The organism is Mycobacterium triplex (assembly GCF_000689255.1).
Lineage (GTDB): Bacteria > Actinomycetota > Actinomycetes > Mycobacteriales > Mycobacteriaceae > Mycobacterium > Mycobacterium triplex.
This window is the reverse complement of the sequence record NZ_HG964446.1, coordinates 3254575-3271841: the sequence shown is the minus strand read 5'-3', so window position 1 is coordinate 3271841 and position 17267 is coordinate 3254575. Positions and strand designations below refer to the sequence as shown.

Sequence of the window (17267 nt, the reverse complement as noted above, 5' to 3'; positions counted from 1 at the left end):
GCCCAGCGTGAAACTAATTTCACGCCGGCGGGGAATCGCCGCGGTCGACGAAATCGCGTGGCTTCATGCCGGATTGCATCAGCTCGGCTCGGCGCGCCTGGACATCGCTTGCCGCGCCCACCATGTTGGTCAGGATGTGGCTGACCTGCAGGTGCACGCGCATCCCCATCAGTTCCCAGGCGCGCTTGACGTTGTTCTTCACCGCCATCAGTGTGGTCAGCGGGATTTGGGCGATCTTGCGCGCCATCTCCTCGACCGTATCCTCGAGGTCTTCTCGCGGCACCACCCTGTTCAGCAGACCCCAGTCGAGGGCTTGCCGTGCGGACAGGGTCGGCGCCAGCAGCAGCCAGTCCATGGTGCGATGCCAGTTCATCAGTAGCCACGGCTCAATCATGGTGTGCCCGCCGGGTTCTCCGAGGCTTTGGGCAAGCGGCATCTGGAAATAAGCATCGTCGGACGCCACACAGAAGTCGGTCAACAAGCCGAGATAGATCCCGCCACCCATGCAGTACCCGTGGATCTGCGAGATCGTCGGCTTGGGGAACTCCCACAAATACAGCGTCGGCCACAGAAATAAATCGGCGGTGCCCTTGTACAGGTCCTCGAACGTGTTTCCGAAATCTGGATAGGGGTTTTCGTCGGGCCCCCAGCGCGCCACATGTCCGCCGCAGAAGCCCTTGCCGTTGGCCTTGAGAATGACGACCTTGATCTCGCTGTCGCGGTCGGCCTCGTGCAGGCAATCGTCGACCTCGGTGACCAGGATCGCATCCTTGGTATTGGCTTTGTCGACCCGATTCAAGATGATCCGCGCAATCGGCGGCTCGCGTTCATAGATGACGGCTTTGAGGACGCGACGCTCCATCTTCGTGACACTACCGGGATACGGTAATACCTGAAACCCCAAAGACACGACCAACTTCTACAAGCAAGCCTGGCAAGCGCTCGACCAAAGTGCTTGTGGCGCAGGGGTACCCGATTCTGACGAACCGCCCGGCCGCAAACCTGAGTGACGGTGTTTAGGCATTTGCAGCCGGTTACGCTAGGCTGGTTGCAACGTTGGCCTCATCCCTTGAATGCCAACACCGTCGTGGAACGCTTCCTCATCCCCGGTGCCGGCCCGAAGCCGTGCTTGACACCGAATCCAGATGATCCGTGCATCCCGCACCAGCTTGTCTCGCGGCGATCGATATTGCCGACCGGCAATCTCGCCACCTAGTGCCTGGACCCCGCGACTCATCCGTCGCCAGCCCGGCACCACCGATGCCTGAAAGGCACCGAAAAGTGAACACCGACAAAACCTTTGCCGATCTCGGCGTGCGCAAAACACTCGTCAGCGCGCTCGCGCAGCGCGGCATCCAACACCCCTTTCCGATCCAGGTCGAAACCCTTCCCGATACCCTCGCCGGCCGGGACGTGCTGGGCCGTGGCAAGACCGGCAGCGGTAAGACGCTTGCCTTCTCGATCCCGCTGGTCAGCCGGCTCTGCGAGGGGAAACGGCGCCCCTTGCGGCCATCGGGTTTGGTGCTTGCACCGACCCGTGAGCTGGCGAGCCAGATCACCGCGACGCTGGAGCCGCTGGCAGCGGCCTGTGAGCTGCGCGTCACCACGATCTTCGGCGGCGTCTCGCAAAACCGTCAGGCAGCCGCCCTCAAGGCCGGTGTCGACATCGTGGTGGCCTGCCCGGGCCGGCTCGAGGACCTGATGAAGCAGCGGCTGATCAGCCTCGAAGCGGTCGAGATCACCGTGATCGACGAAGCCGATCACATGGCCGATCTCGGCTTTCTGCCCGGCGTCACCCGGATCCTGGCCGCGACGCCGAATGGTGGTCAGCGGCTGCTGTTTTCGGCGACCCTGGACAACGGCGTCGACACGCTCGTCAAGCGGTTCCTGCGCGACGAGGTGTCGCACTCCGTCGATGGGGCCGACTCGCCGGTATCGGAGATGACGCACCACGTGTTCCACGTCGCCGATGCGGAGGCCAAAAAGGAAGTCGTGCACCGGCTCGCTTCGGGCACCGGTCGCCGGATTCTGTTCCTGCGCACCAAACATCAAGCCCGCAGGCTCGCCAAGCAGCTCACCGAATCGGGAGTACCGTCAGTCGACTTGCACGGGAACCTGTCTCAGCCCGCGCGTGAGCGCAACCTGGCGATGTTCGCCTCGGGCGGGGCCCGGGTACTGGTGGCCACCGACATCGCCGCGCGCGGCGTGCACGTCGACGACGTCGAACTCGTCGTGCACATCGATCCGCCGATGGAGCACAAGTCCTACCTGCACCGGTCGGGGCGCACGGCGCGGGCGGGAAGCGCCGGTGACGTCGTCACCGTGGTCCTGCCCGAACAGCGCCAGCACACCCAGGGGCTGATGCGCCGGGCCGGCATCAAGGTCGCGCCTCAGCAGGTGACCGCGACATCGCAAGCCGTGCAGACGCTCGTCGGCGAAGTCGCGCCCTACCAGGCCCCGCCACCGGCCAACCTCCGCACCCGGTCGCATCAGCAGCAGCGGCCGACGGCCGGCGGGATACGTCGCCGCAGCGGCACCCGGTCACCGAAGGTCAATGCCGCCCACAGCGAGTCGGCGCGAACCGTTACTGCCGCGCGGCGCAACGATCAACGCCGTCGCTCGAGCCGGGCCCAAGGGTAGCTATACGGGGCCTGCGGCCCGGGCCAGCAGCCACGCTCGGCCCTGGCCTTCGCCGGCGGCAATGACGTCCAGTTCGCCGAACGCCGCCGCGAGCTCCCCGGGCGCGGCGCGAAACGGTCCCGGTTCGGCCCCGACTTCGCTCAGCGCCACCGTGGCCAGCAGTCCGCCCGATGCCAGGCGGTCGATGAAGGCCTGGTCGAGGCGTCGATCGCGGAACTTGTGGCAGACGATGACGTCCACCGGCGGTCCGGGCGGTAGGCCGTCGTCGAGATCCACGACCTCGAAACGGCACCGCTCGTCGACTCCGCTGTGCCGGGCCAGTTCGCGCGCTTGCCCGATCGCCACCGCGGAGATGTCCAATCCGACGACTTCCAGGCCTCGCCGGGCCAACCAGACCGCCGCGAAGCCCCGGCCACAGGCGACGTCGAGAGCCCGGCCGGTGGTCGGGAAAATGTCCGCATAGGCGGCGAAGGCGCCGGGGGGACCGACGGCGCCGCCGGACGCCGGCCCCTGGCCGGTGTACCGCTCGTCCCAACGGCGCTGGTCCTCCCGGGTCACAGCCGTCACCTTACGACTCGCGCGGGCCGAGGCACGCACCCCCGAAAGTTCTGGACAGTTGTCTGTATTTGGCACGAACCGCCCCGCGGTCGGGCGCGGCAGTCGAGACACCGTCGCTGCTGCACCGGACCGTTTGACCGCTAAGGGACGGTGTTGTTGGCCGCAAGCATCCGGTTTCCTACACTGGACGGGTGTCTAGAGAAGTGGCAGCTGCGGCCGGGTCGATAGACGGTGTTACCGGAGCCCGCCGCTCGGATCGCCGGCCCGGCCAAACGATCCGCAAGGTCCTCGACGCCGGCCTGGCGGAACTTCGCGAATCGTCGTTCGCCAACCTGACGATGCGTGCCGTCGCCGCCCGCGCCGGGGTCTCGCCGGCCAGCGCCTACACCTACTTTCCGTCGAAGAGCGCGCTGGTGGCCGCGGTCTATCTGCGTTTCCTGCGCGCGCTGCCGCTGCACACCGATGTCAACGACACCACCAAGACCCGGGTCAGCGCGACGCTGCGGGACATGGCGGTGGCCGTGGCCGACGAACCCGAGCTCAGCGCCGCCTGCGGAACCGCGTTGATGGCCGACGATCCGGCGGTGCAGCCGCTGCGCGAGCAGATCGGCGAAGAAGTGGCCAAGCGGATCGCCGCCGCGTTGGGCCCGGGGTGGCCGCGCGCGGTGAAATCGACCCTGCAGATGACCTTCGCCGGCGCGCTGATGACGGCGCGGTTCGTCAGCTACGAGGAGATCGCCGGGCAACTCGACGAAGCGGTCAACCTGATCCTGGGAGCCTCGGTTGCCTGATCGGCCGACCGCACAACGGAATTCGAGGAGAGCGATGGGTGATAGCGGATTCAGCCTGTCGACGGTGTTTTCGACTCTGGCACAAGCACTTCCCGAGCAACGCGTGCTGTATTGGCGCGGCCGCCAATGGACCTACGCCGAGATGGACGCGCGGGTAGACGGCGTCGCCCACTACTTGGCATCGCTGGGAATGGGCTGTCACACCGAACGGGATCGATTGCAGGGCCATGAATCCGGCCAGGATCACGTCGGGTTGTACCTGCGCAACGGTAACCACTATCTGGAGGCGATGGTCGGCGCCTACCGATCGCGCATCGCACCGTTCAACGTGAACTACCGCTACGTCGACGCCGAGCTGGTCTATCTGCTCGCCAATGCGCAAGCACGGGCCCTGGTCTACAACGCAGAGTTCGCGCCCCGCGTCGCGGCGATCCGCGATCAACTCCCGCACCTGCAGTTCCTGATTCAGGTGGCAGACGACTCCGGTCAGCCGCTGCTACCCGGGGCGGTGGACTACGAATCGATCCTCGCGACCCCGCCGCCGCCCGGTGGAATGCCCACTCCCAGCGGGGACGACCTGTACATGCTCTACACCGGCGGCACCACCGGAATGCCCAAGGGTGTGCTGTGGCGGCAGCACGACGTGTTCGTATCCTCAATGGGCGGGCGCCCTTTCGGCTCCGATGAGGCGATGAAGTCCTACGAAGAGCTGGCCGAGCGCGCGTCGGCGGCGCCCGGGTTCGCGTCGGTGCTGCTGATCCCACCGCTGATGCACGGCGCCGCGCAATGGGGCGCGTTCCAGATCATGACGATGGGCGGCTGGGTCACCTTCCCCGACGACGTGCACAGCATTCGCGCCGACGAAATTCTGCGACTGGTCGAACGCGAACGGGTGATGAGCATCCCGGTCGTCGGCGACGCGATCGCCCGCCCGCTGATCGACGAGATCGAACGCGGTGACTACGACCTGTCGGGGCTGATCAACATCAGCAATGGTGGCGCGGCGCTGACCCCCAGTGTGCGCAAGCGCTTTCTCACCGCGTTGCCGAACCTGCTGGTGATCGATTCCGCCGGGGCCTCGGAAACCGGTCTGCAGATGAGCGCCACGCCGACGCAGTCGGAGCCCACCGCGGTGGCCACCTTCACCCCGGGCTCCGAAACCAGCGTCGTGGCAGCAGATTTCAGCCGAGAGCTGGGCCCCGGAGGTGGCGAGGGCTGGCTGGCGCGGCGCAACACGATCCCGCTCGGCTACCTCGGCGACGCGGACAAGACGGCGCGCACCTTCCCCATCGTCGACGGCGTACGCTGGTCCATTCCCGGCGACCGGGCCCGCTTCCTCACCGACGGACGCATCGAGCTGCTCGGGCGCGACGCCGTCACGATCAACTCCGGCGGCGAGAAGATCTTCGCCGAAGAGGTGGAGGCCGCGATGGCCGAGCACCCCGGCATCTACGACGTCGTCGTCACCGGCCGGCCATCGGAGCGCTGGGGCAACGAGGTCGTCGCGATTGTTCAACTCGTCGAGGGCAAGGACCCCTCCGACGAGGAACTGCTGCAGACGTGCCGGCAACACATCGCCCGATACAAACTGCCCAAGGCCATCATCCGCACGGCCAAAGTCCAGCGCTCGCCGGCCGGCAAGGCCGACTACCGGTGGGCCAAGCAGGTTGCCGCCGAAAGCCTGTCCACCGCAACGGGATCCGGCTAGACCGCCGGTGTAGGCTTCGGCTCGCCGGCGCGCAGGAATTGGCCGAACCGCTGCTTGCCGAGCACCGGTGACGGCTGGCCCGCACCGAACACGAGCTGTCCGGACACCAGCACACTGGTCACGGTGTCGTCGTTGCGGTTCACCATGCGCGACAGCCCGCCGTAAGACTCGACCGGGTGCTCGGCGTAGGCGTCGAGCGACTCGTCGAGCTTGTCGGGGTCGATCACGACGATGTCGGCGCGATCGCCCACCCGCAGGGTGCCCGCGTCGATCTCGTACCAGGCTCCCAGCTCCCCGGTGAGCCGGTGCACCGCCCGCTCGATCGACAGGAACGGGGCGCCCCGCTTCTCGGCGTCGTGGACGTGGCGCAGCAGCCGCAGACCGGAGTTGTAGAACGCCATGTTGCGCAGGTGCGCGCCCGCATCGGAGAAACCCATCTGGACGCATCCGCTTTGCGCCAGCTTCTTGAGCACCTCGGGCCGGTGGTTGGAGATCGTGGTGCGCCAGCGCAGTGCCTCGCCGTGCTCGAGCACCAGATCCAGGAACGCGTCGACCGGGTGCAGGCCGCCGCGATCCAGGCCGACCTGCCCGAAGGACTTGCCGACGACCGATTCGTCCGGGCAGGCCACGATGTCGGCGTCGAAGAAGTCACGGTGCCATACCCGCGGCCCGTATTTCTGGTCGTAGTCCTTGCGGAACTGGCGCCGATATTCCTCGTCGCGCATCAGCTCGTTGCGGGCAAGCTCGTTCTGCAGATGCAGCGCCGCGGCGCCGGAGCCGAACTCTTCGAAGATCACCAGCGAAATCCCGTCGGCATACACCTCGAACGGCACCGGCAGATGCTGCCACCGGAAGTCCCCGCCTAACCGGTTGACGACGCGCGCGAGCGCCTCCATCAGATAGATGACCGGCGGGAGGGCCTTCACATCGGCGGCCGACAGCAGACTCGTCTTGAGGCGTCGGCGCCCCACCCCGAGCGAGGCGGCCAGCTGAGACAGGATCGACAGCGGGTTCTTGATGTCGGGACCCGACTGCAGAATCTTATTGCGCCGCCGCAGAATAGCGTTCAGCCGGCGCAATTCGCGCGACGTGGCATACGTCGACGGCAGCGTGCGCGACCGGCAGACCTCGCCGTCGAGTTTGTCGAAGAGCAACTGCTGCGAGGACATCCCGACGAATCCCTCGTCGAGCGCCTCGGTCAGCATCGACTCCATCCGCGCCAGTTCCGCGGGCGACGGGCGGATGTCCTTGCGGGTCGACCGGTCGAGCCCCATCGTCGCGGCCCGCATGTCGGAGTGTCCGATGAACGCCGCGATGTTGGGGCCCAGGTTCAGCTCCTCGAGGGCGGCCACATATTCCTTGGGGTTGTTCCAACACCGGGCCTCGTCGAGCTGCTCGATGACATAGCGGCGCGGAATAGCCTCGACGCGGCCGAAGATGTCGCCGGCGTCGACGTTGTCCAGGTACACCGTCGACAGCGAGCAAGAGCCCAGCATCACCGTGGTCACGCCATGCCGCAGTGACTCGGAAAGCGCGGGCTCACACAGTGTTTCGATGTCATAGTGGGTGTGGATGTCGATGATGCCGGGGATCACCCATTGCCCCGTCGCGTCGATGACATCGGCGCCCGTGGTGTCCAGCGGGCCGTCGGTGATGGTGGCGACGCGGCCGTCGCGCAGCCCGAGGTTGCGCACAGCCGATGGCGCGCCGGTCCCGTCGAACCAGCGCCCGTTCATGATCACGGTGTCGTACTGCATGGTGGGAGGCCTCCTGAGTTGCAGTGATCATACACACGCCGGATTGTGTCTCGTCAGCGGTTGATCGCGCGGCAGACGCCGATCCGGCCTGCGACGCGCATCGGCCACGATTCATCTAGCTGCGACGATATGATCTAGCCGTGATGATGACCGACGACGCGACCGCCGTCCGCTGACCATGCGCAGCCACGGTTGGGCAGGGAACACGCCGGCCTCCGACGAGGAGGCGATCGAGCGGATCCTGGATGCGGCGGACAGGATCATCGACGAGCGCGGCTCGGCCATGCGGATCGCCGACGTCGCCCGCGCCCTGGGCGTGACCCGGCAGACCGTGTACCGGTATTTCCCGGGAACCCAGGCCCTGCTGGTGGCAAGCGCGATGCGCTCGGCCGACGGCTTCCTCGATCATCTGGCGGCCCACCTCAAAGGCATCACCGATCCCGTGCTGGCGGTGACCGAGAGTTTCGCGTTCGCCGTGGAACAGCTGGCCGCCGACAACCAGCTCGAATTGGTGCTGAATCGACGGAACCGCGGCGGTCAAACGATCTCCATCGTGTCGGACACGGCGCTGGCATTCGGGCGATCGATGCTGCACCGCTTCGATATCGATTGGGAGAAACACGGTTTCGACGATGCGGGCCTGGACGAGTTGAACGAATTCACCCTTCGCCTGCTGCACTCGTTCCTGGCCGACCCGGGACGGCCCCCGCGCAGCGGCTCGGACCTACGGCGCTACCTGATCCGCTGGATCGGACCGGCGATCGCCTACCCGCAAATTGCGCAGGCGCTCGACCCGCTGCGAGCTCCCGAGCCCCGGACCCGCCGTCGGTCGTCGGCGGCTTCCTGATCCTTGGTCAGCTGCCGAAGGAGGATTGGACATGGTCGGACTCGGACAGCTCGCGCTGGACAGCGCGCCCGCCTTCGGTGGTGTCTTGCTGGCGATTGCGGCCGTGCAATTCCGGGGGCCCGACTATCGGCAATTGATCCAGCAGGACATGGACCTGCTGGAGCGGCTCCCCGCAGAGGCCACCGAGAGACGCGACGCGCTGCGCCGCTCGATCGATGCCCGCATCGACGACCTCGTCGACGCCGCGAACCGGAGCCGCGCACTGCGTCGAGCCGCGATGTCGTACCAGGGCAACTGGCGCGATGTGGTGGTGGCGCTCTGCGCGGTGCTCTTCACGATCGTCTGGTGGGGCGTCGACCACAGCCGGGGCAACTGGTTGCCGATGTTCATCCTGCTGATCCTGCTGTGCGTGGTCGCGGCCGCCTACGCGTTCCGCGGCGCCCTGCGTGCGGGCAGTGCGTTTCTGCATCGGCACCGCGCCGGCGAGCAAGATCCGCCAAAGTAGTTGCGCCACAGGGCCGTAGCCACCATCTTCCGGCGGTTGCGACACGACACGAAATTGCATAACAGGCGCTCGTGGTGAAAATGTGACAAAATCCCACGCGTGAAGGCGTACGCCCTCCCGGTTGTACTTTGTGCCGCTACAACGTCCACGTGGGCGGTGCTGATCGCCCCTACCCCCACCGTGTCCGCCGAGCCCTGCCCCGACGTGGAGGTCGTATTCGCTCGAGGCACCGACGAGGCGCCCGGCTTGGGCGAAGTCGGTGAGAATTTCGTCGACTCGGTGCGCGCACACGTCGGCGCAAAGTCTGTCGGGGTGTACCCGGTGAGCTATCCGGCATCCATGGACTTTCCCCGAGCCGTCGACGGTATTGCCGACGCGGGTGCACACGTTGAACAGATGGCGACGAGCTGCCCCAAAACCCTGATGGTGCTTGGCGGTTACTCCCAGGGAGCGGCCGTGATGGGCTTCGTCACCGCCAATCGAGTGCCCGACGGGACGAGCCTCGGACAGAGCCTACAGCCCATGCCCGCCGAGGTTGCCAACCACGTCGCCGCGGTCGCACTGTTCGGGAAACCGTCGACCCAGTTCATGAACTTCATCAATCAGCCGCCGGTCACCGTCGGCCCGCTGTATGCGGCCAAGACGATCGAGTTGTGCGCTCCCAACGACCCGATCTGTTCGGGCTCGGGCGACTTCGCCGCGCATCGGCAATACCAGCAGATCGGGATGATCGATCAGGCAGCGGATTTCAGCGCGAACCGCATTGCCGAGGCGACTCCCCCGACTCCCGCTCCGACGCCGGGTCCGTCGCACAGCCCGACACCGGCGCCGGTGCGTTCGACCGCACCCTCGGCCTCGCCGTCACCGACGCCCGCGCCGGTGGCATCGCATCGTCCCGGACCGCCCCCGGGACCGGCGGCGTGACCTGCCGCAACGGCGACTGAATTCGCGCGAAAAGCATTGGCTCGCCGCGTAGTTCATTCAGTACCCGGGTGTCGCCTCGAGAATCTCGACCGCCGCGTCGATATTGGGAATGATCGTCGGCCCGTAGTGGCCCACCAACTGCCCGAGCGCGCGGGCGATATGGGGACCTACGGCGCCAGCGGCCAGTACCTCCTCGGCCAAGACGATGTCATTGACGATATGGCCGGCGCTCAGGCGACCGTCGGCGGTGAGTTCGTAACGCCAGTCCCCGATCTGGACCCGCTCCGGCGCGGACCGGAAAAGGCCACGCCGCGCCGGGGTCAGGATGACGCCGGGAACGCCGCAAAACACCCGGATGACTTGTCCGACGCCCCCGGGGCCGGTCAGGGCCGCCCCGATCGCGCGGCTGGCCCGCTGATGGTCGTAAGTCGTCATCAATCGCTCATCGGAAGCACGAACGACGGTGTGATGGTTTGCGGCTCGCTGGTGCGGCGTACCGCGGTGCCGGCCACGTAGAACTCGACGGTGTGATGGCCCCAGGCGTAGTTCGAGATGGCGAAGTGCACACCCACGACGCCATTTGCCCCGTCTCGCTCGGCCTCGCTCTGCATGCGCGACATGGCCAGCTCCCGGGCCTGGTAGCTGCCCTGGGTCCACTGCGGCATCTCGGCGTTGCGGCCCACCTGGCCGAGGGTTCGCAGGAAACCCTGGACGGCGATGTGAAACACGCAGTTGCCCATCACGAACGCGACCGGCGCGAACCCGGAGCGCAGCAGCGTGGTCAGATCCTGGCCGGACAGGTGGCTGCTGAACGCCTGCCCGTTGGGCCGTCGAAACGCCCCCGGCTTGGCGACATAGCGCACGGCGGTGCCGACCGCGATGAATTCCAGATGCTCGCCCTCGCCTTGATGACGCCAATCGAGCCGGACACCGACCACCCCGTCGGCGCCCAGCGCATCGGCCTCGGCCTGCATCCGCGACATGGCGTTCCAGCGCGCCCGGTAGGTCGCGTCGGTCAGCACCGGCAGCTCCGATTGCTGCCGGATCCCGGTGAACTGGTAGCCGACGTGATAGACCGAAACCCCCATCACGAGTTCCATCGGCTCGAATCCGGCGCCATGCAGCAGGGCGAATTCGTTGATCGAAAGATCAGACGTCCACAACTTGCCGGCGTGCGAGAGGCGTTCGCTGGCCACGGGATCGAGCGACTGCGGTTCCATTGTCAAAGACCCTCCTGCGGTTCGCAGCCAGCGTAGGCCGCAGTGCCGTGGAATACACGCATAACGTGCGACATTGCCGGGTCGACGGACACAACGGTGCCCCGTCTATCGGCGACCGGGCGCCGACGGTGCGCTCGCGTCCTCACATATCCAGCGGGTAGCTGTCGTCGGGCGCGGTGTCGTCGCACTCCAGCAGCTCTTTGAGCGCATCGGGGAATGCGTCGGCCATACCCCACAGGTCGGGCAGCAGGTCCGGGCAACCGATCAGCCCGATGCCGAGTTCGCCGTGAAGCGACATCACGGTGATGTTGAGTCCGGCGTCGCCGATGATCGGTCCGAGCGGATACATCGCGTCGACCCGGCAACCCAGGAAATACAGCTGGTCCGGCGGCCCTGGCACATTCGACAGAATCAGGTTGAACGCGCTGCGGTTGATCGGAATGCGGGGCAACAGCCGCATCGCCGCTCCGAACATCGTCGGGCCGCCGAACTGGGTCCAGTCGTGCAGCAGGGTGGGACCCAGGGCCGCGGTGTGCTCCTTGGCGGCGCGGTTTCCGGCGGCGACAGCGCGGATGCGCTCGGCCGGATCGCTGATCTGGCTTTCCACCCGGCAGAACATCCAGGTGGTCTGGTTGCGCCCGGGACGGTCGGACTTGCCGTGTACCGAGACCGGCACCGTGGCCACCAGCGGATTATTCGGCAGCTGGCCGCGCTCGAGCAGGAATCGTCGCAACACCCCGGCGCACAGCGCCACCACCACGTCGTTGACGGTCACGCCGAAGCGGTCCTTGACGCGCTTGACGTCGCGCATATCCAGCTGGGTGTAGGCGATGTTGCGGTAGCGCGTGACGGAGCCGTTGAACGGGGACGGGGGAGCCGAGAAAGGCGCGGCCATGGTGCGGCCCTCGCGCGCCCGCAGCGCCGTCTGCGCCAATGTCAGCATCGTTGCGGGCACTACGGTCGCCAGCCGCAACGGACGGCGGGCAAACCCCATCAGGCCGCTGACCGCGATCTGCAACGGGTTACCGCTGCCCGCGCCGCGGACGGCCTTCGGTGCCGGCGCATCGGGCTGCAGGCTGCACAGGTGATTGAGCAGATTGGCGCCCGCGACGCCGTCGACCAGGGCGTGGTGCACCTTGAGCATCACCACGACCGCGTCACTGTTGGCGCCGCCCTGCAGCACCCACATCTCCCACAGCGGCCGATCCCGATCGAGCGGCAGCCCGGCGATGTAGCCGCAGATCTCGGCCAGCTCGCGGCGCCCCCCGGGCGACGGCACACCGACGTGCTGCAGGTGGCGCTCCAGCTGGAACTTCTCGTCGTCCACCCACACCGGGTGATCCAGATTCAGTTGGTTGTCGGCCAGTTTCATCCGGAATTCCGGCACGGCCGCAACGCTCTTCGCTAACGCCGCGCGAAATGCCCCGTAGCTGTAGCCGCCCGGCATTGTCGACGTGTTCAACTCCAACACGCAGCACACGTTCAGTGGTTGTGTCGGCGTCTCCAAGTAGAGAAAGAACGCATCCAGCCCGCTCAGTCGTTCCATGCCGCCTGCCCGACTAGTGACTTGGCAAAACCCCCCGAACCCCTAGGAGTTTAGGTAGCGGAAAATTGCGCGGCTACACCGCGAGCAAACGCTCTTGGTTAAATCTCGATGACATACCGCCACGGTATTCATCGAAATTCGCCCGCCGAAACCCTGGATGAACCGATCACGGTGCGGTCTCGTTAACCGGGTACCAGCGCCTTGGGCGCCGTGCGGGTAACGGCAGACGCGCGCTGATTACGCGCGGAGTCGCAGGAGGGTCATGTTCAGACGAATCGACACCTGCGCCGGTCCCAAGCACAAATTGCTGACCATCGAACTGCGTGATGTGGTGCGCGAATACCAAATCGGTGGACAAACCGTGCGCGCGCTCGACGAGATCAGCCTGCGGCTCGAGGGCGGGCAGTTCGTCTCGATGGTCGGGCCGTCCGGCGCCGGCAAGAGCACGCTGCTGCATTTGCTCGGCGCACTTGACTCCCCCGATTCCGGGTCGATCGAATTCGACGGCGACGAGATCGGCCGCCTCAATGACCACCAGCAATCGCAGTTTCGGCATCATCGCGTCGGCTTCATCTTCCAGTTCTTCAACCTCTTACCGACGCTGTCGGCCTGGGAGAACGTCGCGGTCCCCAAGCTGCTCGACGGCGTGCGGCTGGGTCGAGCCAAACCGGATGCGATTCGGCTGCTGGAACGAGTGGGCCTGGGACACCGGACCGAGCACCGGCCGGCGGAGCTGTCCGGTGGTCAGATGCAGCGCGTCGCGGTGGCGCGGGCATTGATGATGGACCCGCCCTTGATCCTGGCCGACGAACCCACCGGAAACCTCGACACCGCCACCGGCGCTTCGATATTGACGCTGCTCGGCGACGTCGCGCACGAAGCCGGACGCGGCCGGCTGGTGGTGATGGTGACGCATAACCCCGAAGCCGCGCAGGCAACCGACCGGGTGATCATGCTGGCCGACGGGCGGGTCGTCTCCAACGAACGATCGGCGGTCCTGGTGTGAGAGCGGGTTCGGCGATCAGCGCCACCGCCAGCCGGCTACGCGTCTTCAGCCTGCGCGAGCTTGCCGTGCACCGGCGGCGGACTGTCGCCTCGATTGCGGTAATGGCAGTCTCCGCAATGTATTTGGTGGCCGTGTTCGGAATCTTCGGGTCGATCACCGGATCGGTCAATCGGCTCAGCGACGGCATCGCCGGCATCGCCTCGCTGGAGGTTTCCGGGATCACCGACGCGGGATTTCCCGACGCGATCGCCGCCGACGTGGCCGCGGTTCCCGGGGTGGCTACCGCCGCGCCCATGATCCGGACAACGGTGTCCACCTCGTCGGGGCCGGTGCTGCTGTTCGGCGCCGACGATCGCCTCGCGGCGTTGGGCGGCGCGCTCAAAGACGCGTTGAAAAGTGGTGCGCCGGAACAGTCGGCGGCGAATCCACCCGGACCCGCGAACGGAGTTCGCGTCGGCCCGGCGGTCGGTCGTGCCAAAGGCCAGACGTTCCAACTCGGCTCGGGCTCGGTCACGGTGACCGAGGTGCTCGCCGGCAAAGAGGTTGCGGCCCTCAACGGCGGACATTACGTCCTGGCACCACTTACGTTGGCACAGAACATCACCGGCCGTCAGGGTCAGCTCGACTCGATTCTGGTCACGATCAAACCCGGTGCGGAGCTGGGCCAGGTGCGCTCCGCGGTCAGCGCAGCGGTGAACGGACGGGCCATCGTCGCCGACCCGAGTATGCGGGCTACCCGGGCCGGCGACGGTGTCAAGCTGATGAACTACATGGCCCTGATGGGCGCGATGGTGGCGCTGATGGTCGGCGCCTTCTTGATCTACACCACGATGACCATGGCCATCACCCAGCGCCGGCCCGTCATCTCGCTGCTGCGTGCGATCGGCGGCCGGCGTGCCGTCATCGTCCGCGACATGCTGGCCGAAGCGGCGCTCCTTGGGATGATCGGCGGCGCGATCGGGTCGGCGATCGGAATCCTGATGGGCCGCATCGCGATTGGCCGGTTACCGCCGGCCATGACGCAAGGCCTCGAAGCCCGCATCGAATACTGGCTACCCAGCTACGCGATCCCGGTCGCCATCGTGACGACCGTGCTCACCAGCGTGGTGGCCTCGGCGATGGCCGCCCGCCAGGTGTACAAGGTCGCACCCATCGAGGCATTGGCACCCGTCGGAGTGTCGGCCGCCGACCGGGTACCGCACTGGCTGCGGATGGTATGCGGCATCGGAGCGGCCGTGGTTTTCGCTGCGTCGATCGCGGTCGTCATCACCCAGCGCGGCGTGCTGGCGTTCATCGCGATGTCGGCCGTGTTCTCCGCGGAGATCGCACTCGGTTTCGCGCTCACGATGCCCATCGTCAACGCCGCGGCCGCAACGGCGCGAATATTCGGCACCGTCGGCGCCCTTGCCGCCGCGACCATCGAGCGCGCTCCGCGGCGGGTGTGGGCGACGGTGATGACGGTGGTCATCGCGGTCATCACCACCGTCACGATCACCGGCACGAACAACGACATGATCCGCTCGGCGCGTGGCATTTTCGCACCGGTGACCGACACCCCGGTGTGGGTGAGCGCGAATTCTCCGGACACCTACCCCACTGATGCGCTGCCGCAAGGACTTTCCGGCAAGCTGGCTGCCGTGCCGGGCGTAGCCCATGTCACCGAGGGCGCATACGGGTTCGCCGAGGTCGGGGGTACGCGGGTGATGCTCGACGGATTCTCGGCCGGAACCACCGACCCGCTGTTCCGCGCGCTCGACCCACAGGTGCGCGACGACGTGCTGGCCGGTCGCGGGGTCGTGCTCACGCAGAATCTGGGTAAGAACCTGCACGTTCGGGTTGGCGACCCGCTCCGCATGCAAACACCGCACGGTGTGCGGCAGGCGACGGTGCTGGCGCTGGTGCCCTATTTCTCCACCGTCATCGGCACCCTGGGTCTGAGCCTGGATCAAATGCGGGAGTGGTTTGACCGCCCGGTCGCGACGACGCTGCAGATCGCTGCGGTCCCGGGCGTGGATTCCCATCGCCTGCTGACCGATATCCGTGCGGCGGTGCCCGCACCGAACTATGTCTATGACGGCGGAGCCGAGCTGGCGGGGCTCGAAGCGCCGATGCATCAGAGCATGTTCATCGCCAACGCCGTCTGGATCATCGTCGTACTGGTGGCCGCGGTCGCGTTGCTCAACACCCTGACGTTGTCCGTGCTGGAGCGGCGCCGCGAAATCGGGGTGCTGCGGGCGATGGGCTCCAGCCGCCGGTTCACGCTGCGGATGGTGTTGGCCGAGGCGGCCGGAATCGGTTTTGTGGGCGGCGTTTTGGGGCTGGCCTTCGGGTGTGCGGACCAGTGGCTGTTCAGTCTGGTCAGCGGCGACATGATGAATTTCCACGTCACCTTCCATCCCAGTTGGATGGCGCTGGCCTTCACCCTCGGCGCGCTGGCCATCAGTCTGCTCGGCTCGGTGCCGCCGGCCCGTCGCGCCGCGCGATTGAACATCATCGAAGCGATCGGCGTCGAGTGAGAGCTATTCGGTGAGCGTGGCAAATCCCTGCAGATGAGGTTTGCACGGAAACGGCACCGGGGTGCGCGGGATGCTGCGCAGGTTCGCGGTGTCGAATCCGGCGGCCGCAATCGAGTCGACGGTTCGCCGGTTCGGTTTGCAGCCCGCGGCCAACCAGGACCATGGCTTGGCGATCAGGTCCTGGAACCGGCCCGTCGCACCCACGCCGCGCACGTGCTCGAGGACGACCAGCCGGCCACCCGGCACCAGGACCCGGCGGATCTCGGCCAGAGTCGCGGTGACGTCGTCAACCGAGCACAACACCAACCCGATATGAACCGAGTCGAAACTGTTGTCGCCGAACGGTATCGACTCACCGGTCCCATCGACGATGTCGGCCGTGATCCCGTTGCGTAACGCGAGACGAGACGCCATCTGCCGGAACGCGGCCACCGGCTCGACCGCCGAGATCGAGGTGACCGCGGGCGGGACGAACAGCATGTCGGTACCCGGTCCGAGGCCCACCATCAGCAGCCGGCCCGTCGCATGCGCGATCGCGTCTCGGCGATACCGGTTGTAGAAGAGGCGATCGAAGACCGGCTGGCCGAACCGGTATATGTAGGGAAACAACGGATTACCGGGCGTTAGCGGCTACCTAGGTCCATTCGGAAAGGCGGATACTCGTCACGCATCAACGATACATACACCGCCACCCGATAGCGCCATCGCACGATGCCCATCAGCAGATCGAAGATGCCCTGCGGGATCGTCCCGGTGCACAACAACGCCACCGCTGAGATCACGCAGAGCACCTGCAGCAGCGGCTCCATCGCCCAGCACAGCAATACCTGCGGGACCCCCAATAACCACGTCTTCACCAGGACGGCCCAATTCGTCAGGTGATCGGGGTATTCGACCTCGAGCTCGCCCGGATAGTCGGGCCGGGCCGCCAGCGTGAAGGGTGGATATTTGTCGGTGCTGTTCATCGGAAACCGGTAGTTCATGACTCGCCACGACCATCGCAGCACCCCGACATTGAAGTCGAAGATCGGGCGTGGATAGCGTCCGGTGAACAGGATCGCGACACCGGCCACGACCGTCAGGATCGGATACATCAGATACAGAAGAATCAGGATCGGGTAGTGCGGCACCGCCAGCACACACCATTTGACGAGCCATAACCAGCGGGACGGGTAATCGAAATCGCCACGCACGCGGACGGTTTCGACCCGCGCACACGCTGGATGGATCTCGACGACCCGAGGTTCGG

15 protein-coding genes and 1 pseudogene are annotated in these 17267 nt (G+C 66.4%); 8 read left to right on the top strand and 8 right to left on the bottom strand.

All coding sequences use genetic code 11. From position 1 onward, the window contains the following. Window positions 1–19: 19 nt before the first annotated feature. Window positions 20–862, bottom strand: a complete 843-nt coding sequence (locus BN973_RS15120) for an enoyl-CoA hydratase-related protein (protein WP_036469050.1) — start codon at window positions 860–862, stop codon at window positions 20–22. A gap of 419 nt (window positions 863–1281) precedes the next feature. Between BN973_RS15120 and BN973_RS15115 the strand changes: the two genes are divergently transcribed. Next, window positions 1282–2640 (top strand): DEAD/DEAH box helicase, encoded by a 1359-nt coding sequence (locus BN973_RS15115; protein ID WP_036469049.1) that lies wholly within the window; start codon window positions 1282–1284, stop codon window positions 2638–2640. Here BN973_RS15115 and BN973_RS15110 read toward each other — a convergent pair whose 3' ends face one another. Next, entirely contained in the window at window positions 2641–3198 is a 558-nt protein-coding gene (locus tag BN973_RS15110) for a class I SAM-dependent methyltransferase (RefSeq protein ID WP_036469048.1), read from the bottom strand. Window positions 3199–3389: 191 nt separating this feature from the next. Here BN973_RS15110 and BN973_RS15105 point away from each other — a divergent pair, with 191 nt between their 5' ends. Further along, the gene (locus BN973_RS15105; RefSeq protein ID WP_051641276.1) at window positions 3390–3989 is read left to right on the top strand and encodes a TetR/AcrR family transcriptional regulator; all 600 of its coding nucleotides are present in this window, start codon (window positions 3390–3392) and stop codon (window positions 3987–3989) included. Window positions 3990–4023: 34 nt separating this feature from the next. Continuing rightward, window positions 4024–5697 (top strand): acyl-CoA synthetase, encoded by a 1674-nt coding sequence (locus BN973_RS15100; RefSeq protein WP_036469047.1) that lies wholly within the window; start codon window positions 4024–4026, stop codon window positions 5695–5697. On the opposite strand, the gene BN973_RS15095 is transcribed toward BN973_RS15100, so the two are convergent. Continuing rightward, window positions 5694–7454: an N-acyl-D-amino-acid deacylase family protein gene (locus BN973_RS15095; protein ID WP_036469046.1), complete on the bottom strand. Its 1761-nt coding sequence runs from the start codon at window positions 7452–7454 to the stop codon at window positions 5694–5696. The two genes, BN973_RS15100 and BN973_RS15095, sit on opposite strands and share 4 nt — an antisense overlap. Window positions 7455–7632: 178 nt before the next feature. Between BN973_RS15095 and BN973_RS15090 the strand changes: the two genes are divergently transcribed. The 3 genes and pseudogenes from BN973_RS15090 to BN973_RS15080 form a co-directional block, all read left to right on the top strand. Next, entirely contained in the window at window positions 7633–8301 is a 669-nt protein-coding gene (locus tag BN973_RS15090; protein WP_036469044.1) for a TetR/AcrR family transcriptional regulator, read from the top strand. Between the two features lie 31 nt (window positions 8302–8332). Then, a complete protein-coding gene (locus tag BN973_RS15085; RefSeq protein WP_036469043.1) occupies window positions 8333–8806 on the top strand; it encodes a hypothetical protein in 474 nt (157 codons plus the stop codon). A gap of 99 nt (window positions 8807–8905) precedes the next feature. Continuing rightward, window positions 8906–9571, top strand: a pseudogene (locus BN973_RS15080) (cutinase family protein); the annotation flags it as partial. Between the two features lie 216 nt (window positions 9572–9787). Here BN973_RS15080 and BN973_RS15075 read toward each other — a convergent pair. The 3 genes from BN973_RS15075 to BN973_RS15065 form a co-directional block, all read right to left on the bottom strand. Beyond that, window positions 9788–10165, bottom strand: a complete 378-nt coding sequence (locus BN973_RS15075; RefSeq protein WP_036469040.1) for a DUF5073 family protein — start codon at window positions 10163–10165, stop codon at window positions 9788–9790. Continuing rightward, window positions 10165–10950 carry a heavy metal-binding domain-containing protein gene (locus BN973_RS15070; protein WP_036469039.1) on the bottom strand — a complete coding sequence of 262 codons (786 nt, stop codon included), beginning with the start codon at window positions 10948–10950 and terminating at the stop codon, window positions 10165–10167. Before BN973_RS15070 ends, BN973_RS15075 begins: the two co-directional genes overlap by 1 nt. A 142-nt stretch (window positions 10951–11092) precedes the next feature. Next, window positions 11093–12496: a WS/DGAT/MGAT family O-acyltransferase gene (locus BN973_RS15065; protein WP_036469038.1), complete on the bottom strand. Its 1404-nt coding sequence runs from the start codon at window positions 12494–12496 to the stop codon at window positions 11093–11095. A gap of 307 nt (window positions 12497–12803) precedes the next feature. Between BN973_RS15065 and BN973_RS15060 the strand changes: the two genes are divergently transcribed. Together BN973_RS15060 and BN973_RS15055 are read left to right on the top strand one after the other, a co-directional pair. Next, complete coding sequence (locus BN973_RS15060) at window positions 12804–13502, top strand: ABC transporter ATP-binding protein (protein WP_036472474.1); 699 nt, start codon at window positions 12804–12806, stop codon at window positions 13500–13502. After that, complete coding sequence (locus tag BN973_RS15055; protein ID WP_084163411.1) at window positions 13499–16018, top strand: FtsX-like permease family protein; 2520 nt, start codon at window positions 13499–13501, stop codon at window positions 16016–16018. Before BN973_RS15060 ends, BN973_RS15055 begins: the two co-directional genes overlap by 4 nt. A gap of 3 nt (window positions 16019–16021) precedes the next feature. Here BN973_RS15055 and BN973_RS15050 read toward each other — a convergent pair whose 3' ends face one another. Beyond that, window positions 16022–16627, bottom strand: a complete 606-nt coding sequence (locus BN973_RS15050; RefSeq protein ID WP_036469036.1) for a class I SAM-dependent methyltransferase — start codon at window positions 16625–16627, stop codon at window positions 16022–16024. A gap of 14 nt (window positions 16628–16641) precedes the next feature. Further along, window positions 16642–17211 (bottom strand): DUF4389 domain-containing protein, encoded by a 570-nt coding sequence (locus BN973_RS15045; RefSeq protein WP_036472473.1) that lies wholly within the window; start codon window positions 17209–17211, stop codon window positions 16642–16644. Window positions 17212–17267 lie beyond the last annotated feature (56 nt).